This is a genomic window from Bacillus sp. LB7, assembly GCF_030449715.1.
Lineage (GTDB): Bacteria > Bacillota > Bacilli > Bacillales > Bacillaceae > Bacillus > Bacillus paralicheniformis.
In genome coordinates, this window is the sequence record NZ_JASGCA010000020.1 from 24405 (window position 1) to 40924 (window position 16520).

The window sequence follows — 16520 nt, forward strand, 5'->3', positions numbered from 1 at the left end:
AACCCGAAGATAAAAAGGGAGGTAGGCCCCTTGCTGGATGTGAACAATTTTGAGTATATGAACATCGGTCTCGCTTCACCTGACAAAATCCGTTCATGGTCTTACGGAGAAGTGAAAAAGCCTGAAACAATCAACTATCGTACTTTGAAACCTGAAAAAGATGGTCTATTCTGCGAGCGCATTTTCGGTCCTCAAAAGGACTGGGAATGCCACTGCGGAAAGTACAAGCGGGTTCGTTATAAAGGCGTAGTCTGCGACCGTTGTGGAGTTGAAGTAACCCGGGCTAAAGTCCGTCGTGAGAGAATGGGGCATATCGAGCTGGCAGCCCCTGTTTCTCACATCTGGTATTTTAAAGGAATCCCGAGCCGTATGGGTCTTGTGCTGGATATGTCTCCGCGGGCATTGGAAGAAGTCATTTACTTTGCTTCTTACGTCGTAACAGATCCGGCCAATACACCGCTTGAGAAAAAACAGCTTCTTTCTGAAAAAGAGTACCGGGCGTACCTTGATAAGTACGGAAATAAATTTCAAGCATCAATGGGTGCTGAAGCGATTCATAAGCTCCTTCAAGATATCGACCTCGATAAAGAAGTGGATATGCTGAAAGAAGAGCTTAAAACGTCACAAGGACAGCGCCGCACACGTGCGATCAAACGCTTGGAAGTATTGGAAGCATTCCGCAACTCCGGAAATAAGCCGTCCTGGATGATCCTCGACGTTCTTCCGGTCATTCCGCCTGAGCTGAGACCGATGGTACAGCTTGACGGTGGACGTTTTGCAACTTCCGATCTGAACGATTTGTACCGCCGTGTCATCAACCGTAACAATCGATTAAAACGTCTTTTGGATCTTGGAGCGCCAAGCATTATCGTTCAAAACGAAAAGCGCATGCTTCAAGAAGCCGTGGACGCGCTGATCGATAACGGACGCAGAGGCCGTCCTGTTACAGGTCCGGGAAACAGACCGTTAAAATCCCTTTCTCACATGCTGAAAGGTAAACAAGGCCGTTTCCGTCAAAACCTTCTCGGTAAGCGTGTTGACTACTCAGGCCGTTCGGTTATTGTCGTAGGTCCGAACCTGAAAATGTATCAATGCGGTCTTCCGAAAGAAATGGCGCTGGAACTGTTCAAGCCATTCGTCATGAAAGAGCTTGTTGAAAAAGGTCTTGCCCACAACATTAAGAGTGCGAAGCGTAAAATTGAGCGCGTTCAGCCTGAAGTCTGGGATGTCCTTGAATCAGTTATCAAAGAACACCCTGTGCTTCTCAACCGTGCACCTACGCTTCACAGATTAGGTATTCAAGCGTTCGAACCAACGCTTGTCGAAGGCCGTGCCATCCGTCTTCATCCGCTTGTATGTACGGCATACAACGCCGACTTTGACGGTGACCAAATGGCGGTTCACGTTCCTTTATCAGCAGAAGCGCAAGCTGAGGCGCGCATCCTGATGCTTGCCGCGCAAAACATCCTGAACCCTAAAGACGGAAAACCGGTTGTTACGCCGTCTCAGGATATGGTGCTTGGAAACTACTATCTGACGTTAGAACGCCCAGGAGCAGTCGGCGAAGGTATGGTTTTCAAAGATACGGATGAAGCGATTCTTGCGTATCAAAACGGATATGTTCATTTGCATACGAGAGTAGCCGTTGCGGTTAACTCCCTGAAAAATGAAACATTTACCGAAGAACAGCGTTCCAAGCTGCTCGTTACAACTGTCGGAAAACTGATTTTCAACGAGATTCTTCCGCCGTCGTTCCCATACATGAACGAACCGACGAAGAGCAACATTGAAGAAAAAACACCTGACCGTTTCTTCTTGGATTACGGTGCAGATGTTAAAGAAGCCATTAAGAACCAGGAAATCAACCAGCCGTTCAAAAAAGGCATTTTGGGTAAAATCATTGCGGAGATCTTCAAAAGATTCCATATTACAGAAACATCAAAAATGCTTGACCGCATGAAAAACCTTGGATTTAAATATTCCACAAAAGCCGGAATTACGGTCGGTGTTTCCGATATCGTCGTATTGGACGACAAACAGGAAATCCTTGAAGAAGCGCAAGGAAAAGTTGATAACGTTATGAAGCAGTTCAGACGCGGTCTGATTACAGAAGAAGAGCGTTATGAGCGAGTCATTTCCATCTGGAGTGCAGCTAAAGATACGATCCAAGGCAAGCTGATGAAATCCTTGGATGAAATCAACCCGATCTACATGATGAGTGATTCCGGAGCCCGGGGTAACGCATCAAACTTTACGCAGCTTGCGGGTATGCGCGGTCTGATGGCCAACCCGGCTGGACGAATCATCGAACTTCCGATCAAGTCAAGTTTCCGCGAAGGTTTAACGGTACTCGAGTACTTTATCTCTACTCACGGTGCGCGTAAAGGTCTTGCGGATACGGCTCTGAAGACAGCCGACTCAGGTTACCTGACACGCCGTCTCGTAGACGTAGCCCAAGACGTCATCATTCGTGAGACTGACTGCGGCACAGACCGCGGCATACTTGCCGAATCGATCACAGAAGGCACAGAAGTGATCGAACGTCTTGAAGAGCGTCTTGTCGGCCGATTCGCGAGAAAACCTGTTAAACATCCGGAAACAGGGGAAGTGCTCGTGGATGAAAACGAGCTGATCGACGAAGATAAAGCGCTCGAAATTGTCGAAGCAGGCATTGAACAAGTGTGGATCCGCTCCGCATTTACATGTAATACGTCACATGGTGTATGTAAACGATGCTACGGCCGCAACCTGGCAACAGGAACCGACGTCGAAGTCGGGGAAGCAGTCGGAATCATCGCTGCCCAGTCCATTGGTGAGCCAGGTACACAGTTAACGATGCGTACCTTCCATACGGGCGGGGTTGCCGGAGACGATATTACACAAGGTTTGCCGCGTATCCAGGAATTGTTTGAAGCGCGAAACCCTAAAGGTCAAGCGACGATCTCTGAAATTGACGGTGTCGTAGCTGAAATCAATGAAGTGCGTGACAAACAGCAGGAAATCGTCGTTCAGGGCGAAGTCGAAAGCCGTTCATATACGGCGCCTTACAACGCGCGCCTGAAAGTCACTGAAGGAGAGAAAATTTCCCGTGGTCAGGTGCTGACAGAAGGTTCTGTCGACCCGAAAGAGCTTCTGAAAGTTACTGACATTACCACGGTGCAAGAATACCTCCTTCATGAAGTGCAGAAGGTTTATCGTATGCAAGGGGTTGAAATCGGGGATAAGCACGTCGAGGTTATGGTTCGCCAGATGCTTCGCAAAGTGCGTGTCATCGATGCCGGCGACACGGAAGTGCTGCCAGGCACGCTGCTCGATATTCACCAGTTTACCGAAGCGAACAAAAAAGTTCTGCTCGAAGGCAAACGCCCTGCAACAGGCCGTCCGGTGCTTCTCGGTATCACCAAAGCATCGCTTGAAACGGATTCCTTCCTGTCTGCCGCGTCATTCCAGGAAACAACACGTGTCCTGACAGATGCAGCAATTAAAGGAAAACGCGATGAGCTTCTCGGCCTAAAAGAGAATGTTATCATCGGTAAGCTTGTTCCTGCTGGAACGGGTATGCTGAACTACCGTAAAGTGAAGCCGGTATTGCAAGTCCAATCATCTGATGAAATGGTTCCGGCTGAATAAATAAAAAAATCCTAAAGAAGGATGTCACTAAAAATTGTCATCATATGTTGACATCCTTCTTTCAGGATGATAATATAACCAAGGTGCTCAATTTAAACCTGTTGCTTTGGAGGATATATGATGTCTTATGATAAAGTATCACAGGCTCAATCTATTATTATCGGTACGAAGCAGACAGTCAAAGCGCTGAAGCGCAATTCTGTTAAGGAAGTCGTCGTAGCAAAAGACGCTGATCCTTTTCTGACGTCAGATGTTATTAACCTGGCAAATGAACAAGGGATTCCCGTCTCAATGGCAGAGTCCATGAAAAAGCTCGGCAAAGCCTGCGGAATTGAAGTCGGAGCTGCAGCTGTTGCCATTATTCAATAACGTACTCGTTGTTTTTGCTTTTATGCAAAGGCATTGTTTTTTGCTTTTAAATGAACCACCTGGGTATGTGGGTTATAAAACATGATGAAGGGAGGAATTACAAAATGCCTACAATTAATCAGCTAGTCCGCAAAGGACGCGTAAGCAAAGTTGAAACTTCTAAGTCTCCAGCACTTAACAAAGGATACAACAGCTTCAAGAAAGAGCACACTAACGTATCTTCACCACAAAAACGCGGAGTATGTACCCGTGTCGGTACAATGACACCGAAGAAGCCGAACTCGGCGCTTCGTAAATATGCCCGTGTTCGCTTAACTAACGGAATCGAGGTTACGGCCTACATTCCTGGTATCGGACACAACCTGCAAGAGCACAGTGTCGTATTGATCCGCGGTGGACGTGTAAAAGACTTACCGGGGGTACGCTACCACATCGTGCGTGGCGCACTTGATACTGCCGGAGTTGAAAACCGTGCACAAGGCCGTTCTAAATACGGTACAAAACGTCCTAAGAAAAAATAATTCCGTTTAAATACAAATAAAAGGGTTTTTAAAAGCAAGGAGTTCTGGCAATGCTGTTAAGGGCATCAGGCTTACCGCGCCAAGCGTCAGTTTGATCCCGGCAGCTGAACCGTGAAATCCCTCTGCTTGCTGTAAACCCGTAACAAGAGAAGGGAGGATAATCAGATGCCACGTAAAGGTCCTGTAGCAAAAAGAGACGTTTTACCTGATCCGCTTTACAACTCTAAACTGGTTACTCGTTTGATCAACAAAATGATGATCGACGGTAAAAAAGGTAAAGCTCAAACAATCCTATACAAGTCATTCGATATTATTAAAGAACGTACCGGCAACGATGCAATGGAGGTTTTCGAACAAGCATTGAAGAACATCATGCCAGTGCTTGAAGTAAAAGCACGCCGCGTAGGTGGTGCGAACTACCAAGTACCTGTAGAGGTTCGTCCTGAACGCCGTACGACTCTTGGACTTCGCTGGTTAGTAAACTACGCTCGTCTTCGCGGAGAAAAAACGATGGAAGAGCGTTTAGCTAACGAAATCCTTGATGCAGCTAACAACACTGGTGCTGCTGTTAAGAAACGTGAAGATACTCATAAGATGGCTGAAGCAAACAAAGCGTTCGCTCACTATCGCTGGTAATCTCGAACGACAAAATATTATTCCCTAAGAAGGAAGGAGAAAAGACCCAATGGCAAGAGAGTTCTCCTTAGAAAAAACTCGTAATATCGGAATCATGGCTCACATCGATGCCGGTAAAACGACAACAACTGAACGTATCTTGTTCTACACAGGCCGTATCCATAAAATTGGTGAAACTCACGAAGGGGCTTCCCAAATGGACTGGATGGAGCAGGAACAAGAACGCGGTATCACAATCACATCCGCTGCAACAACTGCACAATGGAAAGGTTACCGCGTAAACATCATCGACACACCAGGACACGTAGACTTCACAGTTGAGGTTGAACGTTCCCTGCGCGTACTTGATGGTGCCGTTGCCGTTCTTGACGCACAATCAGGCGTTGAGCCGCAAACTGAAACAGTTTGGCGTCAGGCAACAACTTACGGAGTACCTCGTATCGTATTTGTCAACAAGATGGACAAAACGGGTGCGGACTTCCTTTACTCTGTAGGAACTCTTAAAGACCGTCTTGAGGCGAACGCTCACGCGATCCAATTACCGATTGGCGCCGAAGACAATTTCGAAGGGATCATCGACCTTGTAGAAAACGTTGCGTACTACTATGAAGATGATCTTGGAACACGCTCTGATGCGCGTGAAATCCCTGCTGAGTACAAAGACAAAGCTGAAGAGCTTCGCGCCAGCTTGATTGAAGCTGTTGCTGAGCTTGATGAAGAGCTTATGATGAAGTACTTGGAAGGCGAAGAAATCACAGTTGACGAGCTGAAAGCAGCAATCCGCAAAGGAACTTGTAACGTTGAGTTCTATCCGGTTCTTTGTGGTTCAGCTTTCAAAAACAAAGGTGTTCAATTAGTGCTTGACGCAGTTCTTGACTACCTGCCAGCTCCAACTGACGTACCAGCAATCAAAGGTACTCTGCCTGATTCTGAGGAAGAGGTTACTCGTGAGTCTTCTGATGAAGCACCTTTCTCAGCACTTGCATTTAAAGTTATGACTGACCCTTACGTTGGTAAATTGACGTTCTTCCGTGTGTACTCAGGAACACTTGATTCCGGTTCATACGTAAGAAACTCAACAAAAGGCAAACGTGAGCGCGTCGGCCGTATCCTGCAAATGCACGCCAACAGCCGTGAAGAAATCTCTACTGTGTACGCAGGGGATATCGCTGCTGCTGTAGGTTTGAAAGACACGACTACAGGGGACACGCTTTGCGACGAGAAAAACCTTGTTATTCTTGAATCTATGGAATTCCCTGAGCCTGTTATCCACGTTGCAATCGAGCCTAAATCTAAGGCTGACCAAGACAAAATGTCTACTGCACTGGCTAAATTGGCTGAAGAGGATCCAACATTCCGTGCGCATACTGACCCTGAAACAGGTCAAACGATCATCGGCGGTATGGGTGAGCTTCACCTTGATATCATCGTTGACCGTATGAAACGCGAATTTAAAGTTGAAGCCAACGTCGGTGCTCCTCAAGTTGCGTATCGTGAAACATTCCGTGCGAGCGCGCAAGTTGAAGGTAAATTCGTACGTCAGTCCGGTGGACGCGGACAGTTCGGACACGTTTGGATCGAATTCTCTCCAAACGAAGAAGGAAAAGGCTTTGAGTTCGAAAACGCAATCGTCGGTGGTGTCGTTCCTCGTGAATACATTCCGGCTGTTCAAGCAGGACTTGAAGATTCACTTCAAAACGGTGTCGTCGCAGGTTACCCTGTTATTGACATCAAAGCGAAGCTGTTTGACGGTTCTTACCATGACGTCGATTCAAACGAAATGGCGTTTAAAATCGCTGCTTCAATGGCGCTTAAAAACGCGGCAAGCAAGTGTAACCCGGTTATTCTTGAGCCGATCTCCAAAGTTGAAGTCGTTATCCCAGAAGAATACATGGGAGACATCATGGGTGATATTACATCACGCCGCGGTCGCGTAGAAGGTATGGAAGGACGCGGAAACGCTCAAGTTGTTCGCGCAATGGTTCCACTTTCTGAAATGTTCGGTTACGCTACGGCTCTCCGTTCAAACACACAAGGACGCGGTACGTTCACAATGGTCTTTGACCACTACGAAGAAGTGCCTAAGAGCATCGCTGATGAGATCATCAAAAAAAATCAAGGTGAATAATTGATTTTGCCTCTTCATTAAAGTATAAATACTATTGTAAGATGAGAAAGTGAAATATTGCTTTCACTTTCTATCACTCTATATAACAAAAACTAACCTTTTTAAGGAGGATTTTCAGAATGGCTAAAGAAAAATTCGACCGTTCCAAATCACATGCCAACATTGGTACAATTGGACACGTTGACCATGGTAAAACTACATTAACAGCTGCTATCACTACTGTGCTTCATAAGAAATCTGGTAAAGGTACTGCTATGGCATACGACCAAATCGACGGTGCTCCAGAAGAGCGTGAGCGCGGTATCACAATCTCTACTGCACACGTTGAGTACGAAACTGACAGCCGTCACTATGCACACGTTGACTGCCCAGGACACGCTGACTATGTTAAAAACATGATCACTGGTGCTGCGCAAATGGACGGTGCGATCCTTGTTGTTTCTGCTGCTGACGGCCCAATGCCACAAACTCGTGAGCACATCCTTCTTTCTCGTAACGTAGGTGTGCCATACATCGTAGTATTCTTGAACAAATGCGACATGGTAGACGACGAAGAGCTTCTTGAGCTAGTTGAAATGGAAGTTCGCGATCTTCTTTCTGAGTATGAGTTCCCTGGTGACGATGTACCAGTTATCAAAGGTTCAGCTCTTAAAGCTCTTGAAGGTGACGCTGAATACGAAGCTAAAATCTTCGAATTGATGGATGCGGTTGATGAATACATCCCAACTCCAGAGCGCGATACTGACAAACCGTTCATGATGCCTGTTGAGGACGTATTCTCAATCACAGGTCGTGGAACAGTTGCAACTGGACGCGTTGAGCGCGGACAAGTTAAAGTCGGTGACGAAGTTGAAATCATCGGTCTTCAAGAAGAAAACAGTAAAACAACTGTTACAGGTGTTGAAATGTTCCGTAAGCTTCTTGATTACGCTGAAGCTGGTGACAACATCGGTGCACTTCTTCGCGGTGTATCTCGTGAAGATATCCAACGCGGTCAAGTACTTGCTAAACCAGGTACAATCACTCCGCACAAAAAATTCAAAGCTGAAGTTTACGTTCTTTCTAAAGAAGAAGGCGGACGTCACACTCCATTCTTCTCTAACTACCGTCCTCAGTTCTACTTCCGTACAACTGACGTAACGGGTATCATTCAGCTTCCTGAAGGCGTAGAAATGGTTATGCCTGGAGACAACATCGAAATGACTGTTGAATTGATTTCAACAATCGCGATTGAAGACGGAACTCGCTTCTCTATCCGTGAAGGCGGACGTACAGTTGGTTCTGGCGTAGTTTCTTCTATCACTGAATAATACTTATAAAATAAAAAAACGAGATCCAGCCGGGTCTCGTTTTTTATTTACGTCGTTATTATAAAGGGATTTATTTTCCGCCTGTAAGCTCTTGATTAACACTGCTTGAATCTGTATAATAAAAAAAGTGTGCAAAAGCCGGTAATATTTAATATTACCTTGCATCATGCCTATAAATTTTGTATAATAGTGCATGTTGGTCTTTGACTGCGATGAAGTGAGAGGTTGCTGACACACCCGGCCGCTTTGCCATGGCAAGGTGATTCAGGTTTTTCTCACGGAGAATTGTCTAATGTAAGTAGGCGAAAAGGAGGGAAAATAATGGCAAAACAAAAAATTCGTATTCGTTTAAAAGCGTATGATCATAGAATCCTTGATCAATCTGCTGAGAAGATTGTTGAAACGGCTAAACGTTCCGGAGCCAGCGTTTCTGGTCCGATTCCGTTGCCAACTGAGAAATCAGTTTACACAATCCTTCGTGCGGTGCACAAATACAAAGATTCTCGTGAACAGTTTGAAATGCGTACACATAAACGTTTGATCGACATTGTGAACCCAACACCACAAACTGTCGACGCTTTAATGCGATTAGATTTACCATCTGGTGTCGATATCGAAATTAAACTTTAATCTAAAATATAGAATGATTTTTATAGGAGGTGTGACGAATGACCAAAGGAATCTTAGGAAGAAAAATTGGTATGACGCAAGTTTTCGCAGAAAACGGTGATCTTATTCCGGTAACTGTTATTGAAGCTGCTCCTAACGTTGTACTTCAGAAGAAAACTACTGAAAACGACGGCTATGAAGCGATTCAAATCGGTTTTGACGACAAGCGTGAAAAGCTTGCCAACAAACCGGAAAAAGGACACGTCGCAAAAGCGGAAACTGCACCTAAGCGCTTCGTTAAGGAATTACGCGGAGTGGATATGGATGCGTATGAAGTTGGTCAGGAAGTCAAAGTTGATATTTTCTCTAACGGAGAAGTTATTGATGTAACAGGAACATCGAAAGGTAAAGGTTTCCAAGGTGCTATTAAACGCCACGGACAATCTCGCGGACCTATGTCTCACGGTTCCCGCTACCATCGTCGTCCTGGTTCAATGGGACCTGTAGACCCTAACCGTGTATTCAAAGGTAAACTGTTGCCTGGTCGTATGGGCGGAGAGCAAATTACCGTTCAAAACCTTGAAATCGTAAAAGTGGATGCAGAACGCAACCTTCTTTTAGTTAAAGGTAACGTTCCTGGTGCAAGAAAATCTCTAGTCACTGTTAAAAGTGCTGTTAAAACTAAATAATTCTCTTAGGAAAGGAGGAAATTGATCATGCCAAAAGTAGCTTTATATAACCAAAACGGTTCTACTGCTGGTGATATCGAATTAAACGACTCTGTATTTGGAATTGAGCCAAATGAGAGCGTAGTATTCGACGCTATTCTTATGCAAAGAGCTTCCTTACGTCAAGGAACTCATAAAGTAAAAAATCGTTCGGAAGTACGTGGCGGAGGTCGCAAACCTTGGCGTCAAAAAGGTACCGGCCGTGCTCGTCAAGGGTCTATCCGTTCACCGCAATGGCGCGGAGGTGGTATCGTATTCGGTCCTACACCACGCAGCTATGCATATAAATTACCGAAAAAAGTTCGCCGCTTGGCTATCAAATCAGCATTGTCTTCTAAAGTGAATGACAACAACTTGATCGTTCTTGAAGATCTTAATCTTGATGCGGTTAAAACAAAAGAAATGGCAGCTATCCTTAAAGGTCTGTCTATCGAGAAGAAAGCTTTAATCGTAACTGCGGATGCAAACGAGACAGTTGAACTATCTGCTCGCAACCTTCCAGGAGTTACTGTTGTTGAAGCTAACGGAATCAACGTCCTCGATGTTGTCGGTCACGAGAAGCTTGTGATGACGAAAGCAGCGGTTGAAAAAGTAGAGGAGGTGCTTGCATAATGAAAGATCCTCGTGATGTTCTAAAGCGCCCCGTCATTACTGAACGTTCTGCTGATTTAATGACTGAAAAAAAATACACGTTTGAAGTAGACGTAAAAGCTAACAAAACAGAAGTGAAAGACGCTGTTGAACAAATCTTTGGAGTGAAAGTTGAAAAAGTCAACATCATGAACTACAAAGGGAAATTCAAACGTGTCGGCCGCTACTCTGGTATGACGAACAAACGCAGAAAAGCGATTGTCAAGCTTACTGAAGACAGCAAAGAAATCGAAATTTTTGAAGCTTAATTATTTGTGAAAAGAAGGAGGGAAATTCAAAATGGCGATTAAAAAGTACAAACCGACCTCTAACGGACGTCGCGGCATGACAACTTCTGATTTCGCAGAAATCACAACAGATCAGCCGGAAAAATCCTTGCTTTCTCCGCTTCACAAAAAAGGCGGACGTAACAACCAAGGTAAATTAACTGTACGTCATCAAGGCGGCGGACATAAACGCCAATACCGTATTATCGACTTCAAACGCGATAAAGATGGTATACCTGGACGCGTTGCTACAGTTGAGTACGATCCAAACCGTTCAGCTAACATTGCTCTAATTAACTATGTAGACGGAGAAAAACGCTACATCCTGGCTCCTAAGGGCCTTCAAGTAGGAACTGAAATCATGTCAGGACCAGAAGCTGACATTAAAGTAGGTAACGCACTTCCACTGATCAACATCCCTGTTGGTACAGTCGTGCACAACATTGAATTGAAACCTGGAAAAGGCGGACAGCTGGTACGTTCAGCTGGAACATCTGCTCAAGTTCTTGGTAAAGAAGGAAAATACGTTCTTGTACGTCTGAACTCCGGTGAAGTTCGCATGATCCTTTCTGCTTGCCGTGCTTCTATCGGTCAAGTGGGTAACGAACAACACGAACTGATCAACATCGGTAAAGCAGGACGTTCTCGCTGGAAAGGCATCCGCCCTACAGTTCGCGGTTCTGTTATGAACCCTAACGATCACCCGCACGGTGGTGGTGAAGGACGCGCTCCAATCGGACGTAAATCACCTATGTCTCCATGGGGTAAACCAACTCTTGGATTCAAAACTCGTAAGAAAAAGAACAAATCAGATAAATTCATCGTACGTCGTCGAAAAAATAAATAACGGGGTTGTCTACGGTTCATATCGGACCGTAGTGCAATCACGAAGGGAGGTTCCAAAATGGCTCGCAGCTTAAAAAAAGGACCATTTGTCGATGATCATCTAATGACAAAAATCGAGAAATTAAATGAAACGGATAAGAAACAAGTTGTGAAAACTTGGTCTCGCCGTTCTACTATTTTCCCGCAATTTATCGGTCACACAATCGCAGTCTATGATGGACGCAAACATGTGCCTGTTTACATCTCTGAAGATATGGTAGGTCACAAGTTGGGTGAATTCGCACCGACTCGTACTTACAAAGGTCATGCTAGTGATGACAAAAAAACAAGACGCTAATGAGAGGAGGCTTTTAAATGCAACAAGCTAAAGCTGTCGCAAGAACAGTCCGTATTGCTCCTCGTAAGGCACGTCTAGTAATGGACCTGATTCGAGGCAAGCAAGTAGGTGAAGCAGTATCGATCTTAAACCTTACGCCAAAAGCTGCTTCCCCGATTATTGAAAAAGTTTTAAAATCTGCTATCGCTAATGCTGAGCACAACTACGAAATGGATGCAAACAACCTGGTTGTTACTCAAGCTTACGTGAACGAAGGCCCGACGTTGAAAAGATTCCGTCCGCGCGCTATGGGACGTGCAAGCCAAATCAACAAACGTACGAGCCACATTACAATCGTTGTATCAGAAAAGAAGGAGGGATAACTCGTGGGTCAAAAGGTAAATCCAGTCGGTCTTCGTATTGGTGTTATACGTGATTGGGAATCTAAGTGGTACGCTGGCAAAGATTACGCTGACTTCCTTCACGAAGATCTAAAAATCCGTGAATTTATTAATCAACGCCTGTCTGACGCCTCTGTTTCTAAAGTGGAAATCGAGCGTGCGGCAAACCGTGTAAATATTACGATCCACACAGCTAAGCCTGGTATGGTTATCGGTAAAGGCGGTTCTGAAGTCGAAGCGCTTCGCAAAGCCCTTAACAGCCTTACTGGCAAGCGTGTACACATTAACATTCTTGAAATCAAAAGAGCTGATCTTGATGCTCAGCTAGTTGCTGATAACATTGCTCGTCAATTGGAAAACCGTATTTCATTCCGTCGTGCGCAAAAGCAACAAATCCAACGCACAATGCGTGCTGGTGCACAAGGTGTGAAAACAATGGTATCCGGTCGTCTTGGCGGCGCTGACATCGCTCGTTCTGAATACTACAGTGAAGGAACTGTTCCATTGCACACTTTGCGTGCAGACATCGACTATGCTACATCTGAAGCTGACACAACTTACGGCAAGCTTGGTGTAAAAGTCTGGATCTATCGTGGAGAGGTTCTTCCTACTAAGAAGAAAACTGAGGAAGGAGGAAAATAATATGTTAATGCCAAAACGCGTTAAATATCGCAGAGAGCATCGCGGAAAAATGCGCGGCCGTGCGAAAGGCGGCACTGAAGTGCATTTCGGTGAATACGGTATCCAGGCTCAAGAAGCTTCTTGGATCACAAACCGCCAAATCGAAGCAGCACGTATTGCGATGACTCGTTACATGAAACGTGGCGGTAAAGTTTGGATCAAAATTTTCCCTTCTAAGCCTTATACAGCTAAGCCTCTAGAGGTTCGGATGGGTTCCGGTAAAGGTGCTCCTGAAGGATGGGTAGCTGTTGTAAAACCGGGCAAAGTTTTATTTGAAATTTCTGGTGTGTCTGAGGAAGTCGCTCGTGAAGCTCTTCGTCTTGCATCTCACAAATTGCCAATTAAAACGAAGTTCGTAAAACGTGAAGAAATTGGTGGTGAATCAAATGAAAGCTAATGAAATTCGTGACCTTACCACTGCTGAAATTGAACAAAAAGTAAAGTCTCTTAAAGAAGAACTTTTCAATCTTCGCTTTCAATTAGCGACAGGACAACTTGAAAATACTGCTCGCATTCGTGAAGTGCGCAAGTCAATCGCGCGCATGAAAACTGTGATTCGGGAAAGAGAAATTGCTGCCAACAAATAATTCCGGAGGGAGGTTCTCTAAAACATGAGCGAACGCAATCAGCGCAAAGTCTACCAAGGACGTGTTGTTTCTGACAAAATGGATAAAACCATCACTGTCGTTGTAGAAACTTACAAAAAACATTCACTCTACGGTAAACGCGTAAAGTACTCTAAAAAATTCAAAGCACATGATGAAAATAATCAAGCTAAAATCGGTGACATCGTAAAGATCATGGAAACTCGTCCATTATCTGCGACTAAACGTTTTCGTCTAGTTGAAGTTGTCGAAGAAGCTGTTATTATCTAATAAAGTTCGGAAATCCTTTTTCCGAAGGGAGGTAACAAATAATGATTCAACAAGAGACTCGTTTAAAAGTAGCTGATAACTCTGGTGCCCGTGAAGTGTTAACAATCAAGGTGCTTGGTGGTTCTGGACGCAAAACAGCTAACATTGGTGATGTCATTGTTTGCACGGTTAAACAAGCAACACCAGGAGGCGTTGTCAAAAAAGGTGAAGTCGTGAGAGCTGTTATCGTTCGTTCTAAGAGCGGCGCACGCAGAAATGACGGATCTTACATCAAATTCGATGAGAATGCATGTGTTATTATCCGTGACGACAAAAGCCCGCGCGGAACTCGTATCTTCGGACCTGTAGCACGTGAACTTCGTGATAACAACTTCATGAAAATTGTTTCTCTAGCTCCAGAAGTACTTTAATGATATCAATGCCGGACTAAGGAGGTGCGATCAGGATGCATGTTAAAAAAGGCGATAAAGTAATGGTTATCTCTGGTAAAGACAAAGGGAAACAAGGAGTGATCCTTGCAGCTTTCCCTAAAAAAGACCGCGTAATCGTTGAGGGTGTCAACATGGTGAAGAAGCACGCAAAGCCGACTCAAGCAAATCCTCAAGGCGGAATTTTAAATCAAGAGGCGCCAATTCATGTGTCAAACGTAATGCCGCTCGATCCTAAAACAGGTGAAGTGACGCGCGTAGGATACAAAGTAGAAAATGGCAAAAAAGTTCGTGTTGCAAAAAAATCTGGGCAAGTTCTAGATAACTAGTAATAAAGGAAGGGAGGTCTATCTCATGAACCGCCTTAAAGAAAAGTACAATAAAGACATTACACCTGCATTAATGAAAAAGTTCGAATACAAATCTGTGATGCAAGTGCCTAAAATCGAAAAAATCGTAATCAACATGGGTGTTGGTGACGCTGTTCAAAACGCTAAAGCTATCGATAGCGCTGTTGAAGAACTAACGTTTATCGCTGGTCAGAAACCTGTCGTTACTCGTGCGAAGAAATCTATTGCTGGATTCCGTCTTCGTGAAGGAATGCCAATCGGTGCGAAAGTAACTCTTCGCGGAGAGCGCATGTACGATTTCCTTGATAAACTAATTTCTGTTTCTTTACCGCGTGTACGTGACTTCCGCGGAATTTCAAAAAAATCTTTTGACGGTCGTGGAAACTACACACTAGGAATCAAAGAACAGCTGATCTTCCCTGAAATTGACTATGATAAGGTAACTAAAGTTCGCGGTATGGACATCGTTATTGTAACGACTGCCAACACTGATGAAGAAGCTCGTGAACTGTTAACTCAATTAGGTATGCCATTCCAGAAATAATCAATGAAAGGGAGGCGAAATCGTGGCTAAAAAGTCAATGATTGCGAAACAAAAACGCACACCGAAGTTTAAAGTACAAGAGTACACTCGCTGCGAACGCTGCGGCCGTCCGCACTCTGTTATTCGTAAATTTAAACTTTGCCGTATTTGTTTCCGTGAACTTGCATATAAAGGACAAATTCCTGGCGTTAAAAAAGCCAGCTGGTAATCCCCGTTTATGGGAAGGAGGTTATTAAATAATGGTTATGACAGATCCGATTGCAGATATGCTGACTCGTATTCGTAATGCAAACATGGTGCGTCATGAGAAGCTTGAAATTCCTGCTTCTAAGTTGAAAAGAGAAATCGCTGAAATCTTGAAAAGAGAAGGTTTCATCCGTGACGTAGAATTCATTGAAGATAACAAACAAGGCATCATCCGTGTTTTCTTGAAATACGGACAAAACAACGAGCGTGTCATCACTGGCCTTAAAAGAATCAGCAAACCAGGTCTGCGCGTTTACGCTAAGTCAAACGAAGTGCCTCGCGTACTGAACGGACTTGGAATCGCAATTCTTTCTACATCACAAGGTGTGTTAACGGATAAAGAAGCCCGCGCTAAACAGGCTGGCGGAGAAGTATTAGCATACGTTTGGTAAGAAGTTTAACATGAATGGAGGTGTTTGGTATGTCTCGTGTAGGTAAGAAGCTACTTGAGATTCCTTCAGGCGTTACAGTTACTATGAATGACAACACTGTAACCGTGAAAGGACCAAAAGGAGAATTAACTCGTACGTTTCATCCTGATATGAAGATTAAAATTGAGGACAATGTACTTACTGTAGAACGTCCTTCTGATAATAAAGAACACCGTGCGCTGCATGGCACAACTCGCAGCATCATCGGAAACATGGTTGAAGGTGTATCTAAAGGTTTTGAAAGAGGTTTGGAATTAGTCGGTGTCGGTTACCGTGCTTCTAAATCCGGAAACAAACTTGTTTTGAACGTTGGATACTCTCACCCAGTAGAAATCGTTCCTGAAAACGGAATTGAAATCGAAGTTCCATCTCAAACAAAAGTAGTTGTAAAAGGTACAGATAAAGAGCGTGTTGGAGCTACTGCTGCAAACATTCGCGCTGTACGTTCTCCAGAGCCTTACAAAGGCAAAGGGATCCGCTATGAAGGAGAAATGGTTCGTCGTAAAGAAGGTAAATCTGCTAAGTAAAACCGCTTAATGTGAGAAAGGAGTGAC

General features: G+C 44.6%; 23 protein-coding genes. All 23 read left to right on the forward strand.

Features of this window, described 5'->3' with window-relative positions; translation table 11 throughout:
- The first annotated feature begins 30 nt into the window (after window positions 1-30).
- The 23 genes from rpoC to rplF all read left to right on the forward strand — a co-directional run bounded on the left by rpoC (window position 31) and on the right by rplF (window position 16493).
- A complete protein-coding gene (rpoC, locus tag QMZ64_RS19480) occupies window positions 31-3630 on the forward strand; it encodes a DNA-directed RNA polymerase subunit beta' (protein WP_265625137.1) in 3600 nt (1199 codons plus the stop codon).
- A 120-nt stretch (window positions 3631-3750) separates the two neighbouring features.
- Window positions 3751-3999, forward strand: coding sequence for a 50S ribosomal protein L7ae-like protein (locus QMZ64_RS19485; protein WP_023855916.1), 249 nt, complete (start codon window positions 3751-3753; stop codon window positions 3997-3999).
- Between the two features lie 104 nt (window positions 4000-4103).
- Complete coding sequence (rpsL, locus tag QMZ64_RS19490; RefSeq protein ID WP_003178315.1) at window positions 4104-4520, forward strand: 30S ribosomal protein S12; 417 nt, start codon at window positions 4104-4106, stop codon at window positions 4518-4520.
- Window positions 4521-4685: 165 nt separating this feature from the next.
- Window positions 4686-5156, forward strand: coding sequence for a 30S ribosomal protein S7 (rpsG, locus tag QMZ64_RS19495; protein ID WP_003178317.1), 471 nt, complete (start codon window positions 4686-4688; stop codon window positions 5154-5156).
- Between the two features lie 49 nt (window positions 5157-5205).
- Window positions 5206-7284, forward strand: a complete 2079-nt coding sequence (gene fusA / locus QMZ64_RS19500) for an elongation factor G (protein ID WP_243944421.1) — start codon at window positions 5206-5208, stop codon at window positions 7282-7284.
- Between the two features lie 119 nt (window positions 7285-7403).
- On the forward strand, window positions 7404-8594 hold the full coding sequence (tuf, locus tag QMZ64_RS19505) for an elongation factor Tu (RefSeq protein ID WP_265625136.1): 1191 nt from the start codon (window positions 7404-7406) through the stop codon (window positions 8592-8594).
- A 321-nt stretch (window positions 8595-8915) separates the two neighbouring features.
- Window positions 8916-9224, forward strand: a complete 309-nt coding sequence (gene rpsJ, locus QMZ64_RS19510; protein WP_003156464.1) for a 30S ribosomal protein S10 — start codon at window positions 8916-8918, stop codon at window positions 9222-9224.
- Window positions 9225-9262: 38 nt separating this feature from the next.
- On the forward strand, window positions 9263-9892 hold the full coding sequence (rplC, locus tag QMZ64_RS19515; RefSeq protein WP_265625135.1) for a 50S ribosomal protein L3: 630 nt from the start codon (window positions 9263-9265) through the stop codon (window positions 9890-9892).
- A gap of 27 nt (window positions 9893-9919) precedes the next feature.
- The gene (gene rplD, locus QMZ64_RS19520; protein WP_003178327.1) at window positions 9920-10543 is read left to right on the forward strand and encodes a 50S ribosomal protein L4; all 624 of its coding nucleotides are present in this window, start codon (window positions 9920-9922) and stop codon (window positions 10541-10543) included.
- Entirely contained in the window at window positions 10543-10830 is a 288-nt protein-coding gene (gene rplW / locus QMZ64_RS19525; RefSeq protein WP_003178328.1) for a 50S ribosomal protein L23, read from the forward strand. The genes rplD and rplW overlap by 1 nt, the downstream gene beginning before the upstream one ends.
- Before the next feature lie 31 nt (window positions 10831-10861).
- Entirely contained in the window at window positions 10862-11695 is an 834-nt protein-coding gene (gene rplB, locus QMZ64_RS19530) for a 50S ribosomal protein L2 (RefSeq protein WP_243944430.1), read from the forward strand.
- A 57-nt stretch (window positions 11696-11752) separates the two neighbouring features.
- Window positions 11753-12031 carry a 30S ribosomal protein S19 gene (gene rpsS / locus QMZ64_RS19535; RefSeq protein WP_006640321.1) on the forward strand — a complete coding sequence of 93 codons (279 nt, stop codon included), beginning with the start codon at window positions 11753-11755 and terminating at the stop codon, window positions 12029-12031.
- Between the two features lie 17 nt (window positions 12032-12048).
- Window positions 12049-12393 carry a 50S ribosomal protein L22 gene (rplV, locus tag QMZ64_RS19540; protein ID WP_020449862.1) on the forward strand — a complete coding sequence of 115 codons (345 nt, stop codon included), beginning with the start codon at window positions 12049-12051 and terminating at the stop codon, window positions 12391-12393.
- Between the two features lie 3 nt (window positions 12394-12396).
- The gene (rpsC, locus tag QMZ64_RS19545; RefSeq protein ID WP_023855912.1) at window positions 12397-13053 is read left to right on the forward strand and encodes a 30S ribosomal protein S3; all 657 of its coding nucleotides are present in this window, start codon (window positions 12397-12399) and stop codon (window positions 13051-13053) included.
- Between the two features lies 1 nt (window position 13054).
- Window positions 13055-13489, forward strand: a complete 435-nt coding sequence (gene rplP, locus QMZ64_RS19550; protein WP_006640324.1) for a 50S ribosomal protein L16 — start codon at window positions 13055-13057, stop codon at window positions 13487-13489.
- Window positions 13479-13679, forward strand: coding sequence for a 50S ribosomal protein L29 (gene rpmC, locus QMZ64_RS19555; protein WP_003178343.1), 201 nt, complete (start codon window positions 13479-13481; stop codon window positions 13677-13679). Before rplP ends, rpmC begins: the two co-directional genes overlap by 11 nt.
- A 24-nt stretch (window positions 13680-13703) precedes the next feature.
- On the forward strand, window positions 13704-13967 hold the full coding sequence (gene rpsQ, locus QMZ64_RS19560) for a 30S ribosomal protein S17 (protein WP_003178345.1): 264 nt from the start codon (window positions 13704-13706) through the stop codon (window positions 13965-13967).
- Window positions 13968-14008: 41 nt separating this feature from the next.
- A complete protein-coding gene (rplN, locus tag QMZ64_RS19565) occupies window positions 14009-14377 on the forward strand; it encodes a 50S ribosomal protein L14 (protein WP_020449864.1) in 369 nt (122 codons plus the stop codon).
- Window positions 14378-14412: 35 nt separating this feature from the next.
- Window positions 14413-14724 (forward strand): 50S ribosomal protein L24, encoded by a 312-nt coding sequence (gene rplX, locus QMZ64_RS19570; RefSeq protein ID WP_154999532.1) that lies wholly within the window; start codon window positions 14413-14415, stop codon window positions 14722-14724.
- A 25-nt stretch (window positions 14725-14749) separates the two neighbouring features.
- On the forward strand, window positions 14750-15289 hold the full coding sequence (rplE, locus tag QMZ64_RS19575; protein WP_020449865.1) for a 50S ribosomal protein L5: 540 nt from the start codon (window positions 14750-14752) through the stop codon (window positions 15287-15289).
- Between the two features lie 22 nt (window positions 15290-15311).
- Complete coding sequence (rpsN, locus tag QMZ64_RS19580) at window positions 15312-15497, forward strand: 30S ribosomal protein S14 (protein ID WP_003178353.1); 186 nt, start codon at window positions 15312-15314, stop codon at window positions 15495-15497.
- Window positions 15498-15528: 31 nt separating this feature from the next.
- A complete protein-coding gene (gene rpsH, locus QMZ64_RS19585; protein ID WP_003178355.1) occupies window positions 15529-15927 on the forward strand; it encodes a 30S ribosomal protein S8 in 399 nt (132 codons plus the stop codon).
- Between the two features lie 29 nt (window positions 15928-15956).
- On the forward strand, window positions 15957-16493 hold the full coding sequence (gene rplF / locus QMZ64_RS19590) for a 50S ribosomal protein L6 (RefSeq protein WP_043925510.1): 537 nt from the start codon (window positions 15957-15959) through the stop codon (window positions 16491-16493).
- Window positions 16494-16520 lie beyond the last annotated feature (27 nt).